This is a genomic window from Priestia sp. FW507-14D1A, from assembly GCF_058781295.1.
Genome location: NZ_JBYSWQ010000001.1, coordinates 1,419,659 through 1,434,878, shown reverse-complemented (window position 1 = coordinate 1,434,878; position 15,220 = coordinate 1,419,659). Strand labels below are relative to the sequence as shown.

At 37.5% G+C, this 15,220-nt stretch carries 14 protein-coding genes and 1 other annotated feature (1 of these 15 only partly in view); all 14 genes read left to right on the top strand.

The annotated features are described in order from the left end of the window. Nucleotides 1–98: 98 nt before the first annotated feature. The 14 genes from AC3WJG_RS07860 to ytxC all read left to right on the top strand — a co-directional run bounded on the left by AC3WJG_RS07860 (nucleotide 99) and on the right by ytxC (nucleotide 15,015). A complete protein-coding gene (locus tag AC3WJG_RS07860) occupies nucleotides 99–575 on the top strand; it encodes a MaoC family dehydratase (RefSeq protein ID WP_028410524.1) in 477 nt (158 codons plus the stop codon). A 178-nt stretch (nucleotides 576–753) separates the two neighbouring features. After that, nucleotides 754–1,470 (top strand): response regulator transcription factor, encoded by a 717-nt coding sequence (locus tag AC3WJG_RS07855; RefSeq protein ID WP_013085192.1) that lies wholly within the window; start codon nucleotides 754–756, stop codon nucleotides 1,468–1,470. Then, the gene (gene pnpS / locus AC3WJG_RS07850; RefSeq protein WP_098249335.1) at nucleotides 1,463–3,235 is read left to right on the top strand and encodes a two-component system histidine kinase PnpS; all 1,773 of its coding nucleotides are present in this window, start codon (nucleotides 1,463–1,465) and stop codon (nucleotides 3,233–3,235) included. The genes AC3WJG_RS07855 and pnpS overlap by 8 nt, the downstream gene beginning before the upstream one ends. 328 nt (nucleotides 3,236–3,563) lie before the next feature. Further along, nucleotides 3,564–6,191: a DNA polymerase I gene (gene polA, locus AC3WJG_RS07845; protein WP_028410525.1), complete on the top strand. Its 2,628-nt coding sequence runs from the start codon at nucleotides 3,564–3,566 to the stop codon at nucleotides 6,189–6,191. A gap of 21 nt (nucleotides 6,192–6,212) precedes the next feature. Then, the gene (gene mutM / locus AC3WJG_RS07840) at nucleotides 6,213–7,046 is read left to right on the top strand and encodes a DNA-formamidopyrimidine glycosylase (RefSeq protein ID WP_336091709.1); all 834 of its coding nucleotides are present in this window, start codon (nucleotides 6,213–6,215) and stop codon (nucleotides 7,044–7,046) included. A gap of 60 nt (nucleotides 7,047–7,106) precedes the next feature. Then, nucleotides 7,107–7,736, top strand: coding sequence for a sporulation membrane protein YtaF (ytaF, locus tag AC3WJG_RS07835; RefSeq protein WP_028410526.1), 630 nt, complete (start codon nucleotides 7,107–7,109; stop codon nucleotides 7,734–7,736). A 23-nt stretch (nucleotides 7,737–7,759) separates the two neighbouring features. After that, complete coding sequence (gene coaE, locus AC3WJG_RS07830) at nucleotides 7,760–8,356, top strand: dephospho-CoA kinase (protein ID WP_016765703.1); 597 nt, start codon at nucleotides 7,760–7,762, stop codon at nucleotides 8,354–8,356. A 217-nt stretch (nucleotides 8,357–8,573) separates the two neighbouring features. Continuing rightward, nucleotides 8,574–9,605: a glyceraldehyde-3-phosphate dehydrogenase gene (locus tag AC3WJG_RS07825; RefSeq protein WP_013059435.1), complete on the top strand. Its 1,032-nt coding sequence runs from the start codon at nucleotides 8,574–8,576 to the stop codon at nucleotides 9,603–9,605. Between the two features lie 422 nt (nucleotides 9,606–10,027). After that, nucleotides 10,028–10,408: an adenosylmethionine decarboxylase gene (gene speD, locus AC3WJG_RS07820; RefSeq protein ID WP_013059434.1), complete on the top strand. Its 381-nt coding sequence runs from the start codon at nucleotides 10,028–10,030 to the stop codon at nucleotides 10,406–10,408. 93 nt (nucleotides 10,409–10,501) lie between these two features. Further along, nucleotides 10,502–10,888: a hypothetical protein gene (locus AC3WJG_RS07815; RefSeq protein ID WP_013085185.1), complete on the top strand. Its 387-nt coding sequence runs from the start codon at nucleotides 10,502–10,504 to the stop codon at nucleotides 10,886–10,888. A gap of 243 nt (nucleotides 10,889–11,131) precedes the next feature. Beyond that, complete coding sequence (gene nrdR / locus AC3WJG_RS07810) at nucleotides 11,132–11,593, top strand: transcriptional regulator NrdR (protein ID WP_013059432.1); 462 nt, start codon at nucleotides 11,132–11,134, stop codon at nucleotides 11,591–11,593. A gap of 72 nt (nucleotides 11,594–11,665) precedes the next feature. Further along, entirely contained in the window at nucleotides 11,666–13,093 is a 1,428-nt protein-coding gene (locus AC3WJG_RS07805; protein ID WP_028410528.1) for a replication initiation and membrane attachment family protein, read from the top strand. Nucleotides 13,094–13,125: 32 nt separating this feature from the next. After that, complete coding sequence (gene dnaI / locus AC3WJG_RS07800) at nucleotides 13,126–14,058, top strand: primosomal protein DnaI (protein WP_016765700.1); 933 nt, start codon at nucleotides 13,126–13,128, stop codon at nucleotides 14,056–14,058. A gap of 96 nt (nucleotides 14,059–14,154) precedes the next feature. After that, entirely contained in the window at nucleotides 14,155–15,015 is an 861-nt protein-coding gene (ytxC, locus tag AC3WJG_RS07795; RefSeq protein ID WP_060745474.1) for a sporulation protein YtxC, read from the top strand. Between the two features lie 60 nt (nucleotides 15,016–15,075). Beyond that, nucleotides 15,076–15,220, top strand: a binding site (T-box leader); it runs 104 nt beyond the window's last position.

Sequence of the window (15,220 nt, the reverse complement as noted above, 5' to 3'; positions counted from 1 at the left end):
ATATTCAAACAATATTCACAAGGAAAATTCGGGGGAAACCTCGAATTTTTCTTGTATATAAAGAAAAGCTATTACTATATACAAAAGGTGGAATGATGATGGTATTAGGTAAAAAACAAAAAATAGGTCGAAGTATTGAAGATATAAAAGTTGGAGAAAAATTAACGCTAACTGAACGAATTGAAGATAAAGATATCTTATTGTACTTAGGGCTGACAAATGATTCTAACCCTTTATACATTCAGCATGATTACGCATCTCAGACACCTTTTAAGAAACCTATTGTGCCAAGTATTATGATTACTGGTATTATGACAGCAGCCATTTCGAAGTATTTGCCCGGACCTGGAAGCCACGTTGCAGAACATACGGTAGCCTTCCCCAAAAAGATTCATCACTATAGCACGATTGAATTTTTATTTGAAGTGACAGAGGTAGATGTTTCTTCTAGAACTGTTACGATTGAGGTGGAAGCGGTCAATGAGCAAAAAGAGAAAGTAGTAACGGCGCAGTTTCTTGTGTATCCGCCGTTTAGACTTCCATCAGTGGAGACACACGACTTTGAAAATTTTTAAAATGCCGTAAATATTTATAAGTATAGAAGAAACTCTTTGACCCTATTTTCTGAAAATGTTGAAATGTATTGGAGAACGAGGCTAAAACATTGTATGATAAGAGAAGATAAATAGAAAATAATATCATTTGGATGAAGCTGCGGTTTAATTTAACTAGATGGAGGCTTATATCGTTAATATGAGTAAGAAATTATTAGTCGTAGATGATGAACAATCAATTTCAACATTATTACAATATAATTTACAACAAGCTGGCTTTACAGTAGAAACAGCTGAAGACGGGGAAGAAGGATACAACAAGGCACTAGAAGGAAAACCGGATTTAATTGTGTTAGACTTGATGCTTCCTAAGATGGATGGAATCGAAGTTTGTAAAAAGCTTCGTCAGCAAAAAGTGATGACGCCTATTTTAATGTTAACTGCAAAAGACGATGAGTTCGACAAAGTATTAGGGTTAGAGCTTGGCGCAGATGACTACATGACGAAACCATTTAGTCCTCGAGAAGTAGTAGCGCGTGTAAAAGCTATTTTACGCAGAACACAAATTATTGCTCAGGAAAATGAACAAGAGGAAGATGGCGAACGCATCATGATCGGTGATTTAAAAATTCTTCCAGATCATTATGAGGCCTACTTTAATCAAGAGCAGCTTGAGCTTACTCCAAAAGAATTTGAGTTATTATTATATTTGGCAAAATACAAAGGACGGGTATTAACTCGTGATCAGCTGCTAAGTGCAGTGTGGAATTATGATTTTGCTGGAGATACGCGAATTGTAGATGTGCACATCAGCCATTTGCGTGAGAAAATTGAACATAATACGCGAAAACCTGTTTATATAAAAACGATTAGAGGATTAGGATATAAACTGGAGGAACCAAAGGTAGATGAATAAATTTCGTTCAAGGCTACTTTTGGCTCTATTAGTACTTATTATTATTGTATTAGTAGGTCTTGGCCTGCTGCTGGGACAGTTGTTTAAAAACTTTTATTTTCAGACGTTTCAAGAGCGAATGGAAAAAGAGGCAAAGCTTGTAGAAATGTACATTAGCGAAGAAGGTATCACAAGTCCTGCTTTAAAATCTAAAGTTGATCAAATCAGCCATTCGTTAAGTGTACGAACGACTATCGTTCAAAAAGACGGAAAAATATTAGTTGACTCAAATCCAGGTAGCAAGCAGCAAAGAATCGAAAAAAGTATCGTAATCCAACAAGTATTAAAAAAGCAGTTAAACAGTAAAAAAAGCTTTGATCAAATTAAAGAAGATTACGACTTATATTACTATGGTATCCCGCTTATTATAGAAGGTAAGCAAGAGGGATTTGTTGTGCTGAGTACATCGTTTGATTCATTAAAACAAGTAAATCAGCAAATTTGGGGCCTTCTTATTGGAAGCTTAGGTCTAGCTTTGATTGTGATTTTACTCTTAGGTGTAAAGATTATGGGACGCTATACCCGTCCTATTGAATCGGCAACCAAAGTGGCTATGGAACTTGCAAAAGGGAATTATAAAGCTCGTACATATGAAGATTATGTAGATGAAACAGGGATGCTGAGTCAGTCTATTAACGCACTTGCTCGTAATCTGCAAGAGTCTATCACTAATCAAGAAATGCAGCAGGACAGGCTGCGCACGCTAATTGAAAATATGGGAAGCGGTATGCTTCTTATCGATAGTAGAGGCTATATAAACTTAGTAAATCGAGCTTATAAAGAGCAGTTTCATATACATCCGGATGACTTCCTTTATCATTTGTATTACGAGGTATTTGAGCATAAAGAAATCATTAAGCTTGTGGAAAAAATATTTATGACGGAAGTAAAGGTTCGAAAACAAGTGGTTCTGCCTTTAAATATTGAACGAAGATATTTTGATGTTTACGGAGCGCCGATTATTGGCTTAAACGATGAATGGAAAGGGATTGTGCTTGTTTTCCATGATATTACTGAGCTGAAAAAGCTAGAACAAGTTCGCCGTGACTTTGTAGCGAATGTGTCTCATGAACTAAAAACTCCTATTACGTCTATAAAAGGGTTTAGTGAGACATTGTTAGACGGTGCCATGGAAGATCCACAGCTGCGCCAGCAGTTTCTATCTATCATTTTAACGGAAAGTCAGCGCATGGAGAGCTTGATTCAAGATCTTTTAGATTTGTCTAAAGTTGAACAGCAAGGGTTTAAACTAAGTATTCATTCAGTAGATCTGAATACGCTTCTTTACGAAGTGACGATAGTGCTATCAAACCGAGCGACTGAAAAAGAAATCACGCTAACGTTAGATACGCTTCCTGAAGAAGCGTGGATTGATGGTGACAGTCAGCGCCTTATGCAAGTGTTTGTTAACTTAATCGGCAATGCGCTCATGTATACAATGCCTGGAGGAACTGTTCACGTTTCGCTTGAAGAGGAAGAAGAAACGATTACAGTTCATGTTCAAGATACAGGTATCGGTATTGATTCTGATGAAATTTCACGTATTTTTGAGCGCTTTTACCGAGTAGATAAAGCAAGAAGCCGTAATTCTGGAGGAACAGGTCTTGGATTAGCAATTGTTAAACATCTTGTTGAAGCTCATAAAGGGGAAATTGAAGTGAAAAGTGAAGTCAATAAAGGGACAACTTTTTCGGTCAAGCTGCACAAGTATTTGCCGCAGATGTAAAATGTTTACGTTCCTTTTACAATTTATTTAATGTAGCTTAATAATTAATTGATACAATTTTTCATGGAAACCCCTTCATCCAAGGAGCCAATGTGTAAGGCGAAAATAGCTTTAACCGTGCTATTTTCGCCGATTCTTTTTGACAATTTCTATCCATTCACATGTTACACCGCCTAAAATAACTAGGCGGTGTTTTTATTTTATGATGTACAGATCTTATCACCACATGAAAATAAAACGTTGAATTCAAGAGTACTTTTTGTTCTTAAAGCTTATTGTTTGCTAAAATAAAGGTAAGATAAGAAGAGAGCGAAATGGAGGAACATGAATGACACAAAAACTAGTATTAATTGACGGGAATAGTATTGCCTACCGTGCATTTTTTGCTTTGCCGCTTTTAAACAATGATAAAGGAATACATACAAATGCTATATATGGCTTTACTACAATGCTGACACGTATCTTAGAGGAAGAGAAGCCGACGCATTTACTTGTGGCATTTGACGCAGGAAAAACAACGTTTCGTCACAAAACATTTACAGAATACAAAGGAGGCAGACAAAAGACGCCTCCTGAACTTTCAGAGCAGTTTCCCTTTATTCGTGAGTTATTAGATGCATATGGGATTAAGCGCTATGAACTGCCTGATTATGAAGCAGATGATATTATCGGTACACTTTCAAAACAAGCTGAACAAAAAGGAATGGCCGTAAAAGTCATTTCCGGAGATAAAGATTTACTTCAGCTTGTGTCAGAACATGTAACCGTAGATATTACGAGAAAAGGAATTACGGATGTCGATTCCTATACGCCTGCAGCCATTGATGAAAAGTATGGTATTACGGCTGCACAAATTATTGATATGAAAGGCCTTATGGGGGACAGCTCGGATAATATCCCAGGCGTGCCCGGAGTCGGCGAAAAAACAGCCTTAAAGCTATTAAAAGAGTTCGAAACGGTTGAAAATGTATTGAAATCTATCGATCAAGTCAGCGGTAAAAAATTAAAAGAAAAGCTAGAAGATAATCGTGAATCAGCCATCATGAGTAAAAAGCTTGCAACGATTTATTGCGAAGCGCCTCTTGAAGTATCTGTAGAAGATGCAAAGTATGACGGGTTTGAATCTTCAAAGGTCATCTCATTATTTAAAGAGCTTGGGTTTAATTCTCTGCTTGCTAAATTTGGTGAATCAGCAGAAGAGGAAGCAGATTTTGAAGAACTGACGTTTGAAATAGCGCAGGAAGTTCACGATGATATGTTAACAAGCGAAGCAGCTCTGATCGTAGAAGGGTATGAAGAAAACTATCATCACAATCAGCTGCTCGGTTTTGGAATCAGCAACAAAAATGGCCACTATTTTATTGATAAAGATACAGCTCTTTCATCTTCTAAATTTAAAGCGTGGTTAGAAGATGAACGTGTAAAAAAGACGGTGTTTAATGGAAAACGCACGATTGTATCGTTAAAATGGGCGGGGCATGAAATTAAAGGAATTGAACATGATGTAATGATTGCTTCTTACATCTTGAATCCTGCTGAGGCAAATGATGACCTAGCGACAATTGCAAAATTAAAAGGGTATCATCAAGTGCAATCAGATGAAGCTGTGTATGGAAAAGGAGCTAAGCGAAGCATTGCGGAAGCTGCTCAGCTAGCTGAGCATGTTATAAGAAAAGCAGCCGCCGTCGCTTATTTAAAAGAAGTGTTAGAAAAAGAATTGGTTGAAAATGAACAGTTTGAGCTGTTTGAGAAGCTTGAAATGCCTCTTGCCATTGTCCTTGCTGATATGGAATATCAAGGGGTGAAAATTGACCGGGCGCGTTTAGATGAAATGGGCGAAGATCTTCGAGAACAGCTTGAAAAAATTGAAGCGAAAATCTACGAATACGCTGGACAAGAATTTAATATTAATTCGCCAAAGCAGCTAGGAGTTGTTCTTTTTGAAAAAATGCAGCTTCCAGTCATAAAGAAAACAAAAACAGGCTATTCCACATCAGCTGATGTATTAGAGCAATTAGCTAGTACCCATGATATTATCCCAGAGATTTTACAATACCGTCAGCTAGGAAAATTACAGTCTACGTATATTGAAGGATTAAAAAAGGTTATTCATGAAAGCGATGGAAAAGTTCATACCCGCTTTAATCAAACATTAACTCAAACGGGAAGGTTAAGCTCAGTAGATCCTAACTTGCAAAACATCCCGATTCGTCTTGAAGAAGGTAAAAAAATAAGAGGTGCGTTTGTGCCTTCACAGCCCGATTGGTTAATATTTGCGGCGGATTATTCACAAATTGAGCTGCGCGTACTGGCTCATATTGCAGATGATGAAAAGCTAATCGATGCGTTTAAGCATGACTTAGATATCCATACGAAAACAGCGATGGATGTGTTCCACGTCGAAAGAGAAGAAGTAACGTCGAATATGCGCCGTCAGGCTAAAGCAGTTAACTTTGGAATCGTCTATGGCATTAGTGATTACGGTTTATCGCAAAGTTTAGGAATTACAAGAAAAGCAGCGGCTACTTTTATTGAACGCTATTTAAAAAGCTTCCCTGGTGTACAGGAGTATATGGATACGATTGTACGCGATGCAAAAGAAAAGGGATATGTAACAACGCTCTTGCACCGCCGACGTTACTTGCCTGAAATCACGAGCCGAAACTTTAACCTCCGCAGCTTCGCTGAGCGTACGGCGATGAATACGCCTATCCAAGGGACGGCAGCTGATATTATTAAAAAAGCAATGATTGAAATGGATAAGCGCTTAAAAGATGAAAATCTTCAGGCTAAGCTGCTGCTTCAAGTACACGATGAGCTGATTTTTGAAGCCCCAGAAGAAGAAATTAAAATTTTAGAGAAAATCGTACCAGAAGTAATGGAGAACGCTTTAGAGTTAGAAGTTCCGTTGAAAGTAGATTATTCTTACGGAAAGACTTGGTACGAAGCAAAGTAGTGGAAAAAGGATGTGACAAACGTGCCAGAATTACCAGAAGTTGAAACCGTCAGACGTACGTTAATTGAATTAGCCAGTGGAAAGACCATTGAGCGTGTAACAGTTAAATGGCCCAATATTATCAAACGTCCTGAACAAGTTGAACAGTTTTGTGACGCGCTTGTTGGACAAACCATTCGAGATGTTGAACGCAGAGGTAAGTTTTTGAAAATTGTGCTCGATGATTATACGATGGTTTCTCATTTACGTATGGAAGGTAAATATGCTCTCCATGAGAATGCAGAAGAACCAGATAAGCATGTACACGTCTTTTTTCACTTCACCGATGGAACAGAATTGCGATACCGGGATGTAAGGAAGTTTGGTACTATGCACTTATTTAAAAAGGGAGAGGAAGATCTGTCTCCTCCTCTTATTGGCCTTGGACCTGAACCGTTTGACGAAACATTTAATCCAAGTCAATTAAAAATGAGAATCGGCAAAACTTCTCGAAAAATCAAGCCGGTTTTACTCGATCAAAATGTCGTGGTTGGGCTTGGAAATATTTATGTAGATGAAGCACTGTTTCGCGCAGGGATTCATCCTGAACGAGTGGCCAGCCAATTAACAGACGAAGAGTATGAAAAATTGTACAAAGAAATTGTAGCGACTCTTCAAGAAGCTGTGAAACAAGGAGGCAGCACGATTCGCACGTATGTAAATACACAGGGACAAATAGGCATGTTTCAGCAGCAGCTTTATGTGTACGGAAGAAAAGGCGAATCTTGTAAAATGTGCGGTACGCCAATTGAAAAATTTGTTGTAGGCGGTAGAGGAACACATATCTGCCCAAATTGTCAGCCGGCTAAAAAATAACAATGGATGGGCTCCTTTCATATACTACGTATAGACAGAAAGGAAAGGAGTCCTCTCATCATGATAACATTTTCTTTACTTATCCTTGCTTTTGCCGTAAGTCTTGACAGCTTTAGCGTTGGCCTGACATACGGACTTCGAAAGGTGAAAATCCCGCTGAAATCCATTTTTATTATTTCATGTTGCTCAGCATTTTCTTTAATGTTTTCTATGTTTTTAGGAAAAGTACTTACGCATCTATTTTCAGTGGATGTACTAAATAAAGTAGGCGGAGGTATTCTTGTTCTGCTTGGGATGTGGATTTTATACCAGTTTTTTTGTCCGGCAGATTCATCTCGAGTGAAAGAAGAAAAAACATTAGTGAAAATTGAAATTAAGTCAATTGGCCTAGTCATTAACGTATTGAAAAAGCCAATTGCAGCAGATTTAGATAATTCAGGTTCCATCAATGGAATTGAAGCATTTATACTTGGAATTGCATTATCTCTTGATGCATTTGGAGCAGGGTTTGGAGCGGCTTTATTAGGTTATTCGCCGTATGCTCTAGCAATTGCTGTAGCTCTTATGAGTTCTCTTTTTTTAAGTGCGGGCATACAGTTTGGCAAGGTTTTTTCACGTTTATCATGGATGAAAATGTTCTCGTTTGTACCAGGAGTTCTGCTCATTATTTTAGGTATTTTTAGATTTTAAATAAAGAGATAAAGGAGAGACCAATGTCTATTGTAATTGGATTAACGGGCGGAATTGCAAGCGGAAAAAGCACGGTAACCGGAATGCTACGAGATATCAATATTCCGGTAATTGATGCTGATCACATTGCAAAAGAAGTCGTAGAACCAGGAAAAGAAGCATACAAACAAATTGTCGAGACGTTCGGCCGCTCTATTCTTCACGAGAATGCGGAAATCAATCGAGCGGCTTTAGGGGAAATTGTGTTTTATCAAGAGGAAGAACGTAAAAAGTTGAATGCAATTGTACATCCTGCCGTAAGAAAAGAAATGCTTTCTCAAAAGGAAAGCTATATAGAGGAAGGTTACGAAGCCGTTGTATTAGATATTCCGCTGCTGTTTGAAAGTGATTTGACACACTTAGTCGATAAAGTAGTGGTTGTATATGTCGATGAGTCTGTGCAGCTAGAAAGATTAAAGTCACGTAATAATCTCTCAGCGGAAGATGCTTATGCGCGTATCCATGCACAGCTGCCTTTGATTCAAAAAGTAGCTTTAGCTGATGCGGTGATCAATAACAACGGTCCTGTAGAGGAAACAAAACAACAGCTTTTAAGTATATTAGCCCTATGGCTAGATTAAAGAGTGAATGATTGCATTCACTTTTTTTTATTGGGAATATTTAAGGACTTCTAAAAAAGAATGTGTTAAATATCTGTTCTCGCTATATACATATAGTAAAACTTAATTAAAATAATTTATTAAAAAAAATTAATATTATTCACTTTTTAAATATTTATGTTATACTATTCAATATAAAAAGTTAAATAGTATAACACATATAGAGAGGGGTATAGCCATGAAAGCACGTATTGCCATTAATGGTTTTGGGAGAATAGGAAGAATGGTGTTTCGCACAGCGATTATAGAGGAAAATTTAGATATTATTGCAATAAATGCATCTTATCCAGCAGAAACGTTAGCACATTTAATCAAATATGACTCTATACACGGACCATTTAATGGAGATGTCAAATGTGATGATGATGCGCTAATTGTTAACGGTAAAAGAATTCAGCTATTAAATTCACGTGATCCGCTGAATTTGCCTTGGAAAGAGCTTGGGATTGATTTAGTTGTTGAAGCAACGGGGAAATTTAATTCAAGAGAAAAAGCGCAGTTACATATTGAAGCAGGTGCGAAAAAAGTTGTGTTAACGGCACCGGGTAAACAAGAAGATATTACCATTGTGATGGGCGTAAACGAACGAGAGTTTGATGTGAATCAGCATAACATTATTTCTAATGCCTCTTGTACGACAAATTGTCTAGCTCCAGTTGTCAAGGTACTAGACGAAGCGTTCACAATTGAAAACGGTTTAATGACGACCGTTCATGCATATACAAATGATCAAAAGAATATCGATAATCCGCATAAAGATTTGCGAAGAGCTCGTGCGTGTGCTCAATCAATTATTCCTACAACAACTGGAGCAGCCAAGGCACTTTCATTAGTTCTTCCACATTTAAAAGGAAAGCTTCATGGGATGGCGCTTCGTGTACCAACGCCGAACGTATCGCTTGTCGATTTAGTTGTGGATGTAAGGAAACCTGTGACGATGGAAGATGTTAATTTAGCGTTTATTAAAGCTGCTGAAGGGCCATTAAAGAATATTTTAAATTTAACAATGGAACCACTCGTATCAATTGACTTTAATACAAATCCTCATTCAGCTATTGTAGATGGACTATCCACGATCGTAATGGAAGATCATAAAATTAAAGTGTTAGCTTGGTACGATAACGAGTGGGGCTACTCTCAGCGCGTAGTCGATTTGGTAAGATATATTGCTGCAGAAATGCGTAATGGATCAAAAATAAGAGTAAGCTAAGAAAGCTATTGATTGCTTTAAAAAAAACAGGGAGCTATCGCCCTGTTTTTTTTGTTTTTATTCAAAAGAATAGGGAAAAGCAATAAGATAAGCATGCAAAGGGGTGTTTATTTTCCTCAATTTTAATAAAAAATTAATAGTCGTTTAGAAGCTTTTACACACTGTTTCACGAGAATACAGGGGTAATTTGTATAGGTCTATCTGCAAGAACAATCTTTAATAAAATCAAAACACGTATTGCAAAATAAATGTAAACAAAGTATACTATGTTTCGTGAACTTCTTGTGTACCTTTCGGTGATGTGGCTACTTAAAGGGTTAGGACCTCTTTGGACTAACTTTCCCCCGTGGTAGTTAACATGCTATATGGCGAAAGAACTTCATGTTTAACGATTAAAAATTGTTAAAGGGGGAAATATCATTATGGAAACAATGGGTCGTCATGTCATCTCAGAATTATGGGGATGCGATTTCGATAAGTTAAATGATATTGATTATATTGAAAAAACGTTTGTTGATGCAGCTTTAAAATCTGGTGCGGAAGTTCGCGAAGTAGCGTTCCATAAATTTGCACCTCAAGGTGTAAGTGGCGTTGTTATTATTTCAGAATCACATTTAACGATTCACAGCTTCCCAGAGCATGGTTATGCAAGTATCGATGTTTATACTTGTGGTCATTTAGATCCTACAATCGCAGCAGATTATATTGCAGATGCTCTAAGTGCACAGACACGTGAAACAATTGAATTGCCACGTGGAATGGGTCCTGTTCAGGTAAAACAAACTAAAGCGAATGCACTTTAATAGTGTCGATTGATTACGTAAGTTAAGAGGTGTATTACACACCTCTTTTTAGTATATAAATTTTTAATACGCAAAAACAAAGGGGATAACAACATGGGGGTAGTACAAGCAGTTAAATCTTTATTTTCTAATCATGTAGAAACAAGCGATCACCATTCAGATCCGACTCTAAAAACGCATTATTATAAAACAACGGCTGGGAATGCATTTAAGCAAGTTCATGAAATGTTGAAGCACATGCAAGGGATAGAGATACTTGCTGCATATGAAGAGCGAGGAGAAATTAGCTTAAACGTTGTAAAAGGAAGAAAAGCTTTTGTTGTGATTACCATTATTAACGTACGTCCTCTTGAAACCGCTATCGATTTTTCTGCTACAACAGAATCAAAAGTGGTGCCGGTTGATTTTGGTTTTAGTAAAGAACTCGTACGTACGCTTTATAAGAGCTTTGATCAAAAACTTATTCCTCTTTCTTCGTAAGTTCCTTGTCATTTTTGAATTTCAGGAAATAAAATGGGGAAATTCCTTTTCCTTTACTTGTATTCAAGCCTTGTTTTCTATAAGATGGAATAAAGCAAATCCTTTAATACAGCATCGTGTTTGTTAAAGGAAATGATGATAAAAATCATAATGAATGGCGAATAGCCGGCTAACATAGATGGAAATTAACTTATATAAGAGAAAATAAAAAGAAAAACAAGGTTTATTATTGGAGCTGAGAATATGAAGTGCCCATCCTGTCATTACAATGGAACGAGAGTGCTGGACTCGCGCCCTGTAGAAGAAGGCCGCTCTATTCGTAGAAGACGTGAATGCGAAGAGTGTCACTATCGTTTTACAACTTTTGAGAAAGTAGAAGAACTTCCGTTAATTGTTGTAAAAAAAGATGGAGCGAGAGAAGAGTTCAGCAAAGACAAAATTCTTCGAGGGTTAATTAAGGCGTGTGAAAAACGCCAAGTAAGCTTAAAACAATTAGAAGATACCGTACACGATATTGAAACAGAGCTGCGCAGTCAGGGTACATCAGAGGTGCAGTCAGATGTGGTAGGAGAAATGGTGATGGAGCGATTAGCTGCTATCGATGAAGTCTCTTATGTTCGATTTGCTTCTGTATACCGACAATTTAAAGACATCAATGTATTTATTGATGAATTAAAAGATTTAATTAAGAAGGAACGACTGTAAAAGAGCTATTGAAGTATTCTTTAGGCTCTTTTTTTGTCATTTCTATTACTTTAAAAGTAGGTAGGGAACGACATGAAAGAACAACATTGGAAAGAAATGATACCGGTCGATCGTTATGTTGTTCGTTCGAACGGCATACTGCAGGAATACGACCGAAAGATTTTAACCATGCTCTATCAGCCGTTGGTGGGTACGACCTGCTTTGGTCTGTATATGACGCTATGGAGCGAGCTGGAACAAGACCGTTTATGGGGGAAAGAGTCTACACATCATCATCTAATGTCAATGATGCAAATTAATTTGAAAGCTATTTACCATGAGCGGTTAAAATTAGAAGGCATTGGTTTGTTAAAAACATATATTAAGGAAGAAGATGATGTTCGTGTGTTCATTTATGAGCTCATTCCTCCTCTTACGCCCCATCAGTTTTTTAACGACGGTGTGTTAAATGTATATTTATATAACCGACTTGGAAAATCCATCTTTCAAAAAGTGAAAAATTATTTTTCGGATTCACTCGTCGATGACCAATCGTTTAAAGATGTCACGCATTCATTTAACGATGTATTTAAATCAGTTAAAGCAACAGAGCTGGCTCCAAGTTTTCAGTCTGAAAGCAAGGATGTATTTTCTCCTGATGCTCAAACGGACTTTGTGGATTCCTCCAAACGCGCTTCTATTGAGATGAGCCCGGATTCCTTTGATTTTGATTTATTTTTAGCAGGTCTAACAGATTCAATGATTTCGAAAAGGTCCATTACATCTAAAGTAAAACAAGCGATTGAAAAACTAGCTTTTTTATACGGTATCGATCCTCTTCAAATGAAAAATGTGGTGCTCGATTCGCTAAATGAGAACGATCAAGTTGATATTGAATTGCTTAGAAAAGCAGCACAGTCCTTTTACCAATTTGAAAATGGAGAAGCACTTCCAAATCTAAGCGAACAAATTCAGCCGCCTATGCTTCGTACCATGCAGGAAAAGCAGCCGCAGACAAAGGAAGAGCAGCTTATTCAACAGCTTGAAGTGACTTCCCCTCGACAGCTTTTGATCGAGTTTTCCGGGGGAGCAGAGCCTTCAAAAGCAGATTTGCAAATGATTGAAGAAGTGATGTTTAACCAAAAACTTTCACCTGGGGTAGTAAATGTTCTGATTTACTATGTTATGCTAAGATCCGATATGAAATTGTCTAAGAGCTATGTAGAGAAAATTGCTGGACACTGGGCGCGCAAAAAGGTCCAAACTGTTCAAGATGCCATGAATTTAGCTAAAAATGAACAGAAAGAATATCAGAATTGGACTGAAGCAAAGCAAAATAAAAAAACGGCTGGACGAAAGATTGTGCGTAAAGAAATGGTGCCAGAGTGGCTGAGCGATGAAGAAAAAGAAGAGAAAAAGCAGCCTTCAAAAGAAGTGGACGGATTTGAAGAAGAAAAACGAAAGCTACAAGAAGAGCTCAAGCAGTTAGATCAAGAGCTAAAACAAAAGCATAAAGAATAAAAAGCAGGTATGATAGAGACGAGGTGAAAAAGATGAAGCCTATCAATGATTCACTAAATCAGTTAGTGAACAAAAAGGATTTTAAAGCACGCTTAGAAGCGTTAAGAAACAGTATCCTGTCTAATCCTGAAGTTAAAACATTTTTACAAGAGCATCGCCATGAGTTAGATGAGCAAATGGTCGACCGAGGTCTGATGAAGATGCATGAATTTATCGACCAAAGCAAATGCTGTGACAAGTGTCCTTCTCTGCAAAGCTGTGTCAACATGGTGAAAGGATACCACCCTCAGCTGGTTGTAAAAGGCCGTAATATTGATTTACAATATGAACGCTGTCCTAGAAAAGTACAAGAAGATGAGCGAAAAGAACAAGAATCTTTTATTCAGTGTATGTACGTGCCGAAAGAAATTTTACAGGCAACAATGTCTGATATCGAAATTGAGCAGGGAAGATTTGAGGCCATTAAACTAGTAAGAGATTTTGTGCGAGAATATGAGCCAAATAAGAAAATGAAAGCTTTGTATTTACACGGTTCGTTTGGTGTGGGGAAAACGTATTTTCTTGGAGCAATTGCCAATGCGTTAGCCGAAAAGAAAGTGAAATCTACCATTCTGTATGTCCCGGAGTTTTTGCGTGAGTTAAAAGGTTCGTTTCAAGATCAAAGCTTCAATGAGAAAATAGAGTATGTCAAAAAAGTACCGGTTCTTATGCTTGATGATCTCGGAGCAGAATCCGTAACGAGCTGGATGCGAGACGATGTGCTCGGAACCATTTTACAATTTCGCATGCTCGAAAATTTGCCGACATTTTTCAGCTCGAATTTAAATTTTAAAGAGCTTCAACATCATTTGACTTATACCCAAAGAGGCGAGCAGGAAGAGCTCAAAGCCGCTCGTGTCATGGAACGAATTAAGTCTCTAGCCGTTCCTGTTGAAATGAATGGAGAGAATAAACGAAATAGATGAGCAGGTCGTTTTACATTTCTTGTAACGACTTGCTCATTTTTTTGCATGTTGCCCCATATACATTAATAAAGCGTGTCCAAAGGGGGGCTATGAGGAATGAAAATATTCTTTAAATATGTAGAAGACGCAGTCGTTGTATATGAGTCTTTATGCGCGAAGCGAAGCGCTTTATCATATGGTTCACAGTGCTTGAAGCTGGTGAATAATCAGCTTTTAGTCATTGATGAGACATACAATAGAGAGGCCATTTTACAAGACATGGTGATACCGGTATTAACACACGTAATTTTAAAAAAGAAAGAAAAAAAGATGATGGTAAACATATTAAAAGAACAATTTTTCTATTCAGAAGAGGAAGAGCAAGATTTGCTGCTTCAAATTATGGGGGGGATTATGGAAGGAGAGAGAGGCGAAATCCCTCAAAAAACATTTTCTTTTCCAAGAGAATTACTTATCCGCCAGGCTCTTCAAGACTTCTTCATTCATAATGTAACATTCACCTTTGAGTCTTTTCTCCAATTCCGTTTAAAAGAATATCAAGAGCGGCTGCGCTATTATGCCGAGCTGGCGATTGATGAATATAAGCTTGAACAAGACTATCAAATTCTTATTCATCAGCTGCGTCAAGCAGCTAATGAAAGACAGTCATCTACAGGCGATGTGTATGTAATGCACTTGAATAAAAACAAGTTTGTACTGTACGACCACAACAATAGATATGTTCCTGAACGTGAATGTGCAGCTCTAGCAGAGGCCTTTTTATCTGAACAAGAATCATTATACATAGACTCAACTATTATCGCGCCTTTGCTAAGTTTATCTCCAGCTGCTATTCATCTGTATAGCGACCAGCATGATCATGATTTTGTATATACCATTCAAAATATCTTCCAAGAAAAAGTTATGTTATACGAAAAAAATGAATTTCCGTTTGATCAAAAGCAAAATATAACGTGAAAGGTTGATTTCTATTTTGAAAATGAATATAATAAATGCATATTGAAAAACAGCTATATGTTACAAGTTATGATGAGGACATGAGTGTATATTTACGGTTTGTAGAGAGGGAGATCCAGGCTGAAAATCTCCTAACACGGAATATATTCTTACCACCTCTAAACTTCAGTAGTAAACGAGCAGAGCCTCTAGTAATTACTGACGG

Bases quoted from the DNA above. Each gene is read 5' to 3' on its own strand.
- AC3WJG_RS07860 (WP_028410524.1), top strand. From the start codon at position 99: ATGGTATTAGGTAAAAAACAAAAAATAGGTCGAAGTATTGAAGATATA.
- AC3WJG_RS07855 (WP_013085192.1), top strand. From the start codon at position 754: ATGAGTAAGAAATTATTAGTCGTAGATGATGAACAATCAATTTCAACA.
- pnpS (WP_098249335.1), top strand. From the start codon at position 1,463: ATGAATAAATTTCGTTCAAGGCTACTTTTGGCTCTATTAGTACTTATT.
- polA (WP_028410525.1), top strand. From the start codon at position 3,564: ATGACACAAAAACTAGTATTAATTGACGGGAATAGTATTGCCTACCGT.
- ytaF (WP_028410526.1), top strand. From the start codon at position 7,107: ATGATAACATTTTCTTTACTTATCCTTGCTTTTGCCGTAAGTCTTGAC.
- coaE (WP_016765703.1), top strand. From the start codon at position 7,760: ATGTCTATTGTAATTGGATTAACGGGCGGAATTGCAAGCGGAAAAAGC.
- AC3WJG_RS07825 (WP_013059435.1), top strand. From the start codon at position 8,574: ATGAAAGCACGTATTGCCATTAATGGTTTTGGGAGAATAGGAAGAATG.
- speD (WP_013059434.1), top strand. From the start codon at position 10,028: ATGGAAACAATGGGTCGTCATGTCATCTCAGAATTATGGGGATGCGAT.
- AC3WJG_RS07815 (WP_013085185.1), top strand. From the start codon at position 10,502: ATGGGGGTAGTACAAGCAGTTAAATCTTTATTTTCTAATCATGTAGAA.
- nrdR (WP_013059432.1), top strand. From the start codon at position 11,132: ATGAAGTGCCCATCCTGTCATTACAATGGAACGAGAGTGCTGGACTCG.
- AC3WJG_RS07805 (WP_028410528.1), top strand. From the start codon at position 11,666: ATGAAAGAACAACATTGGAAAGAAATGATACCGGTCGATCGTTATGTT.
- dnaI (WP_016765700.1), top strand. From the start codon at position 13,126: ATGAAGCCTATCAATGATTCACTAAATCAGTTAGTGAACAAAAAGGAT.
- ytxC (WP_060745474.1), top strand. From the start codon at position 14,155: ATGAAAATATTCTTTAAATATGTAGAAGACGCAGTCGTTGTATATGAG.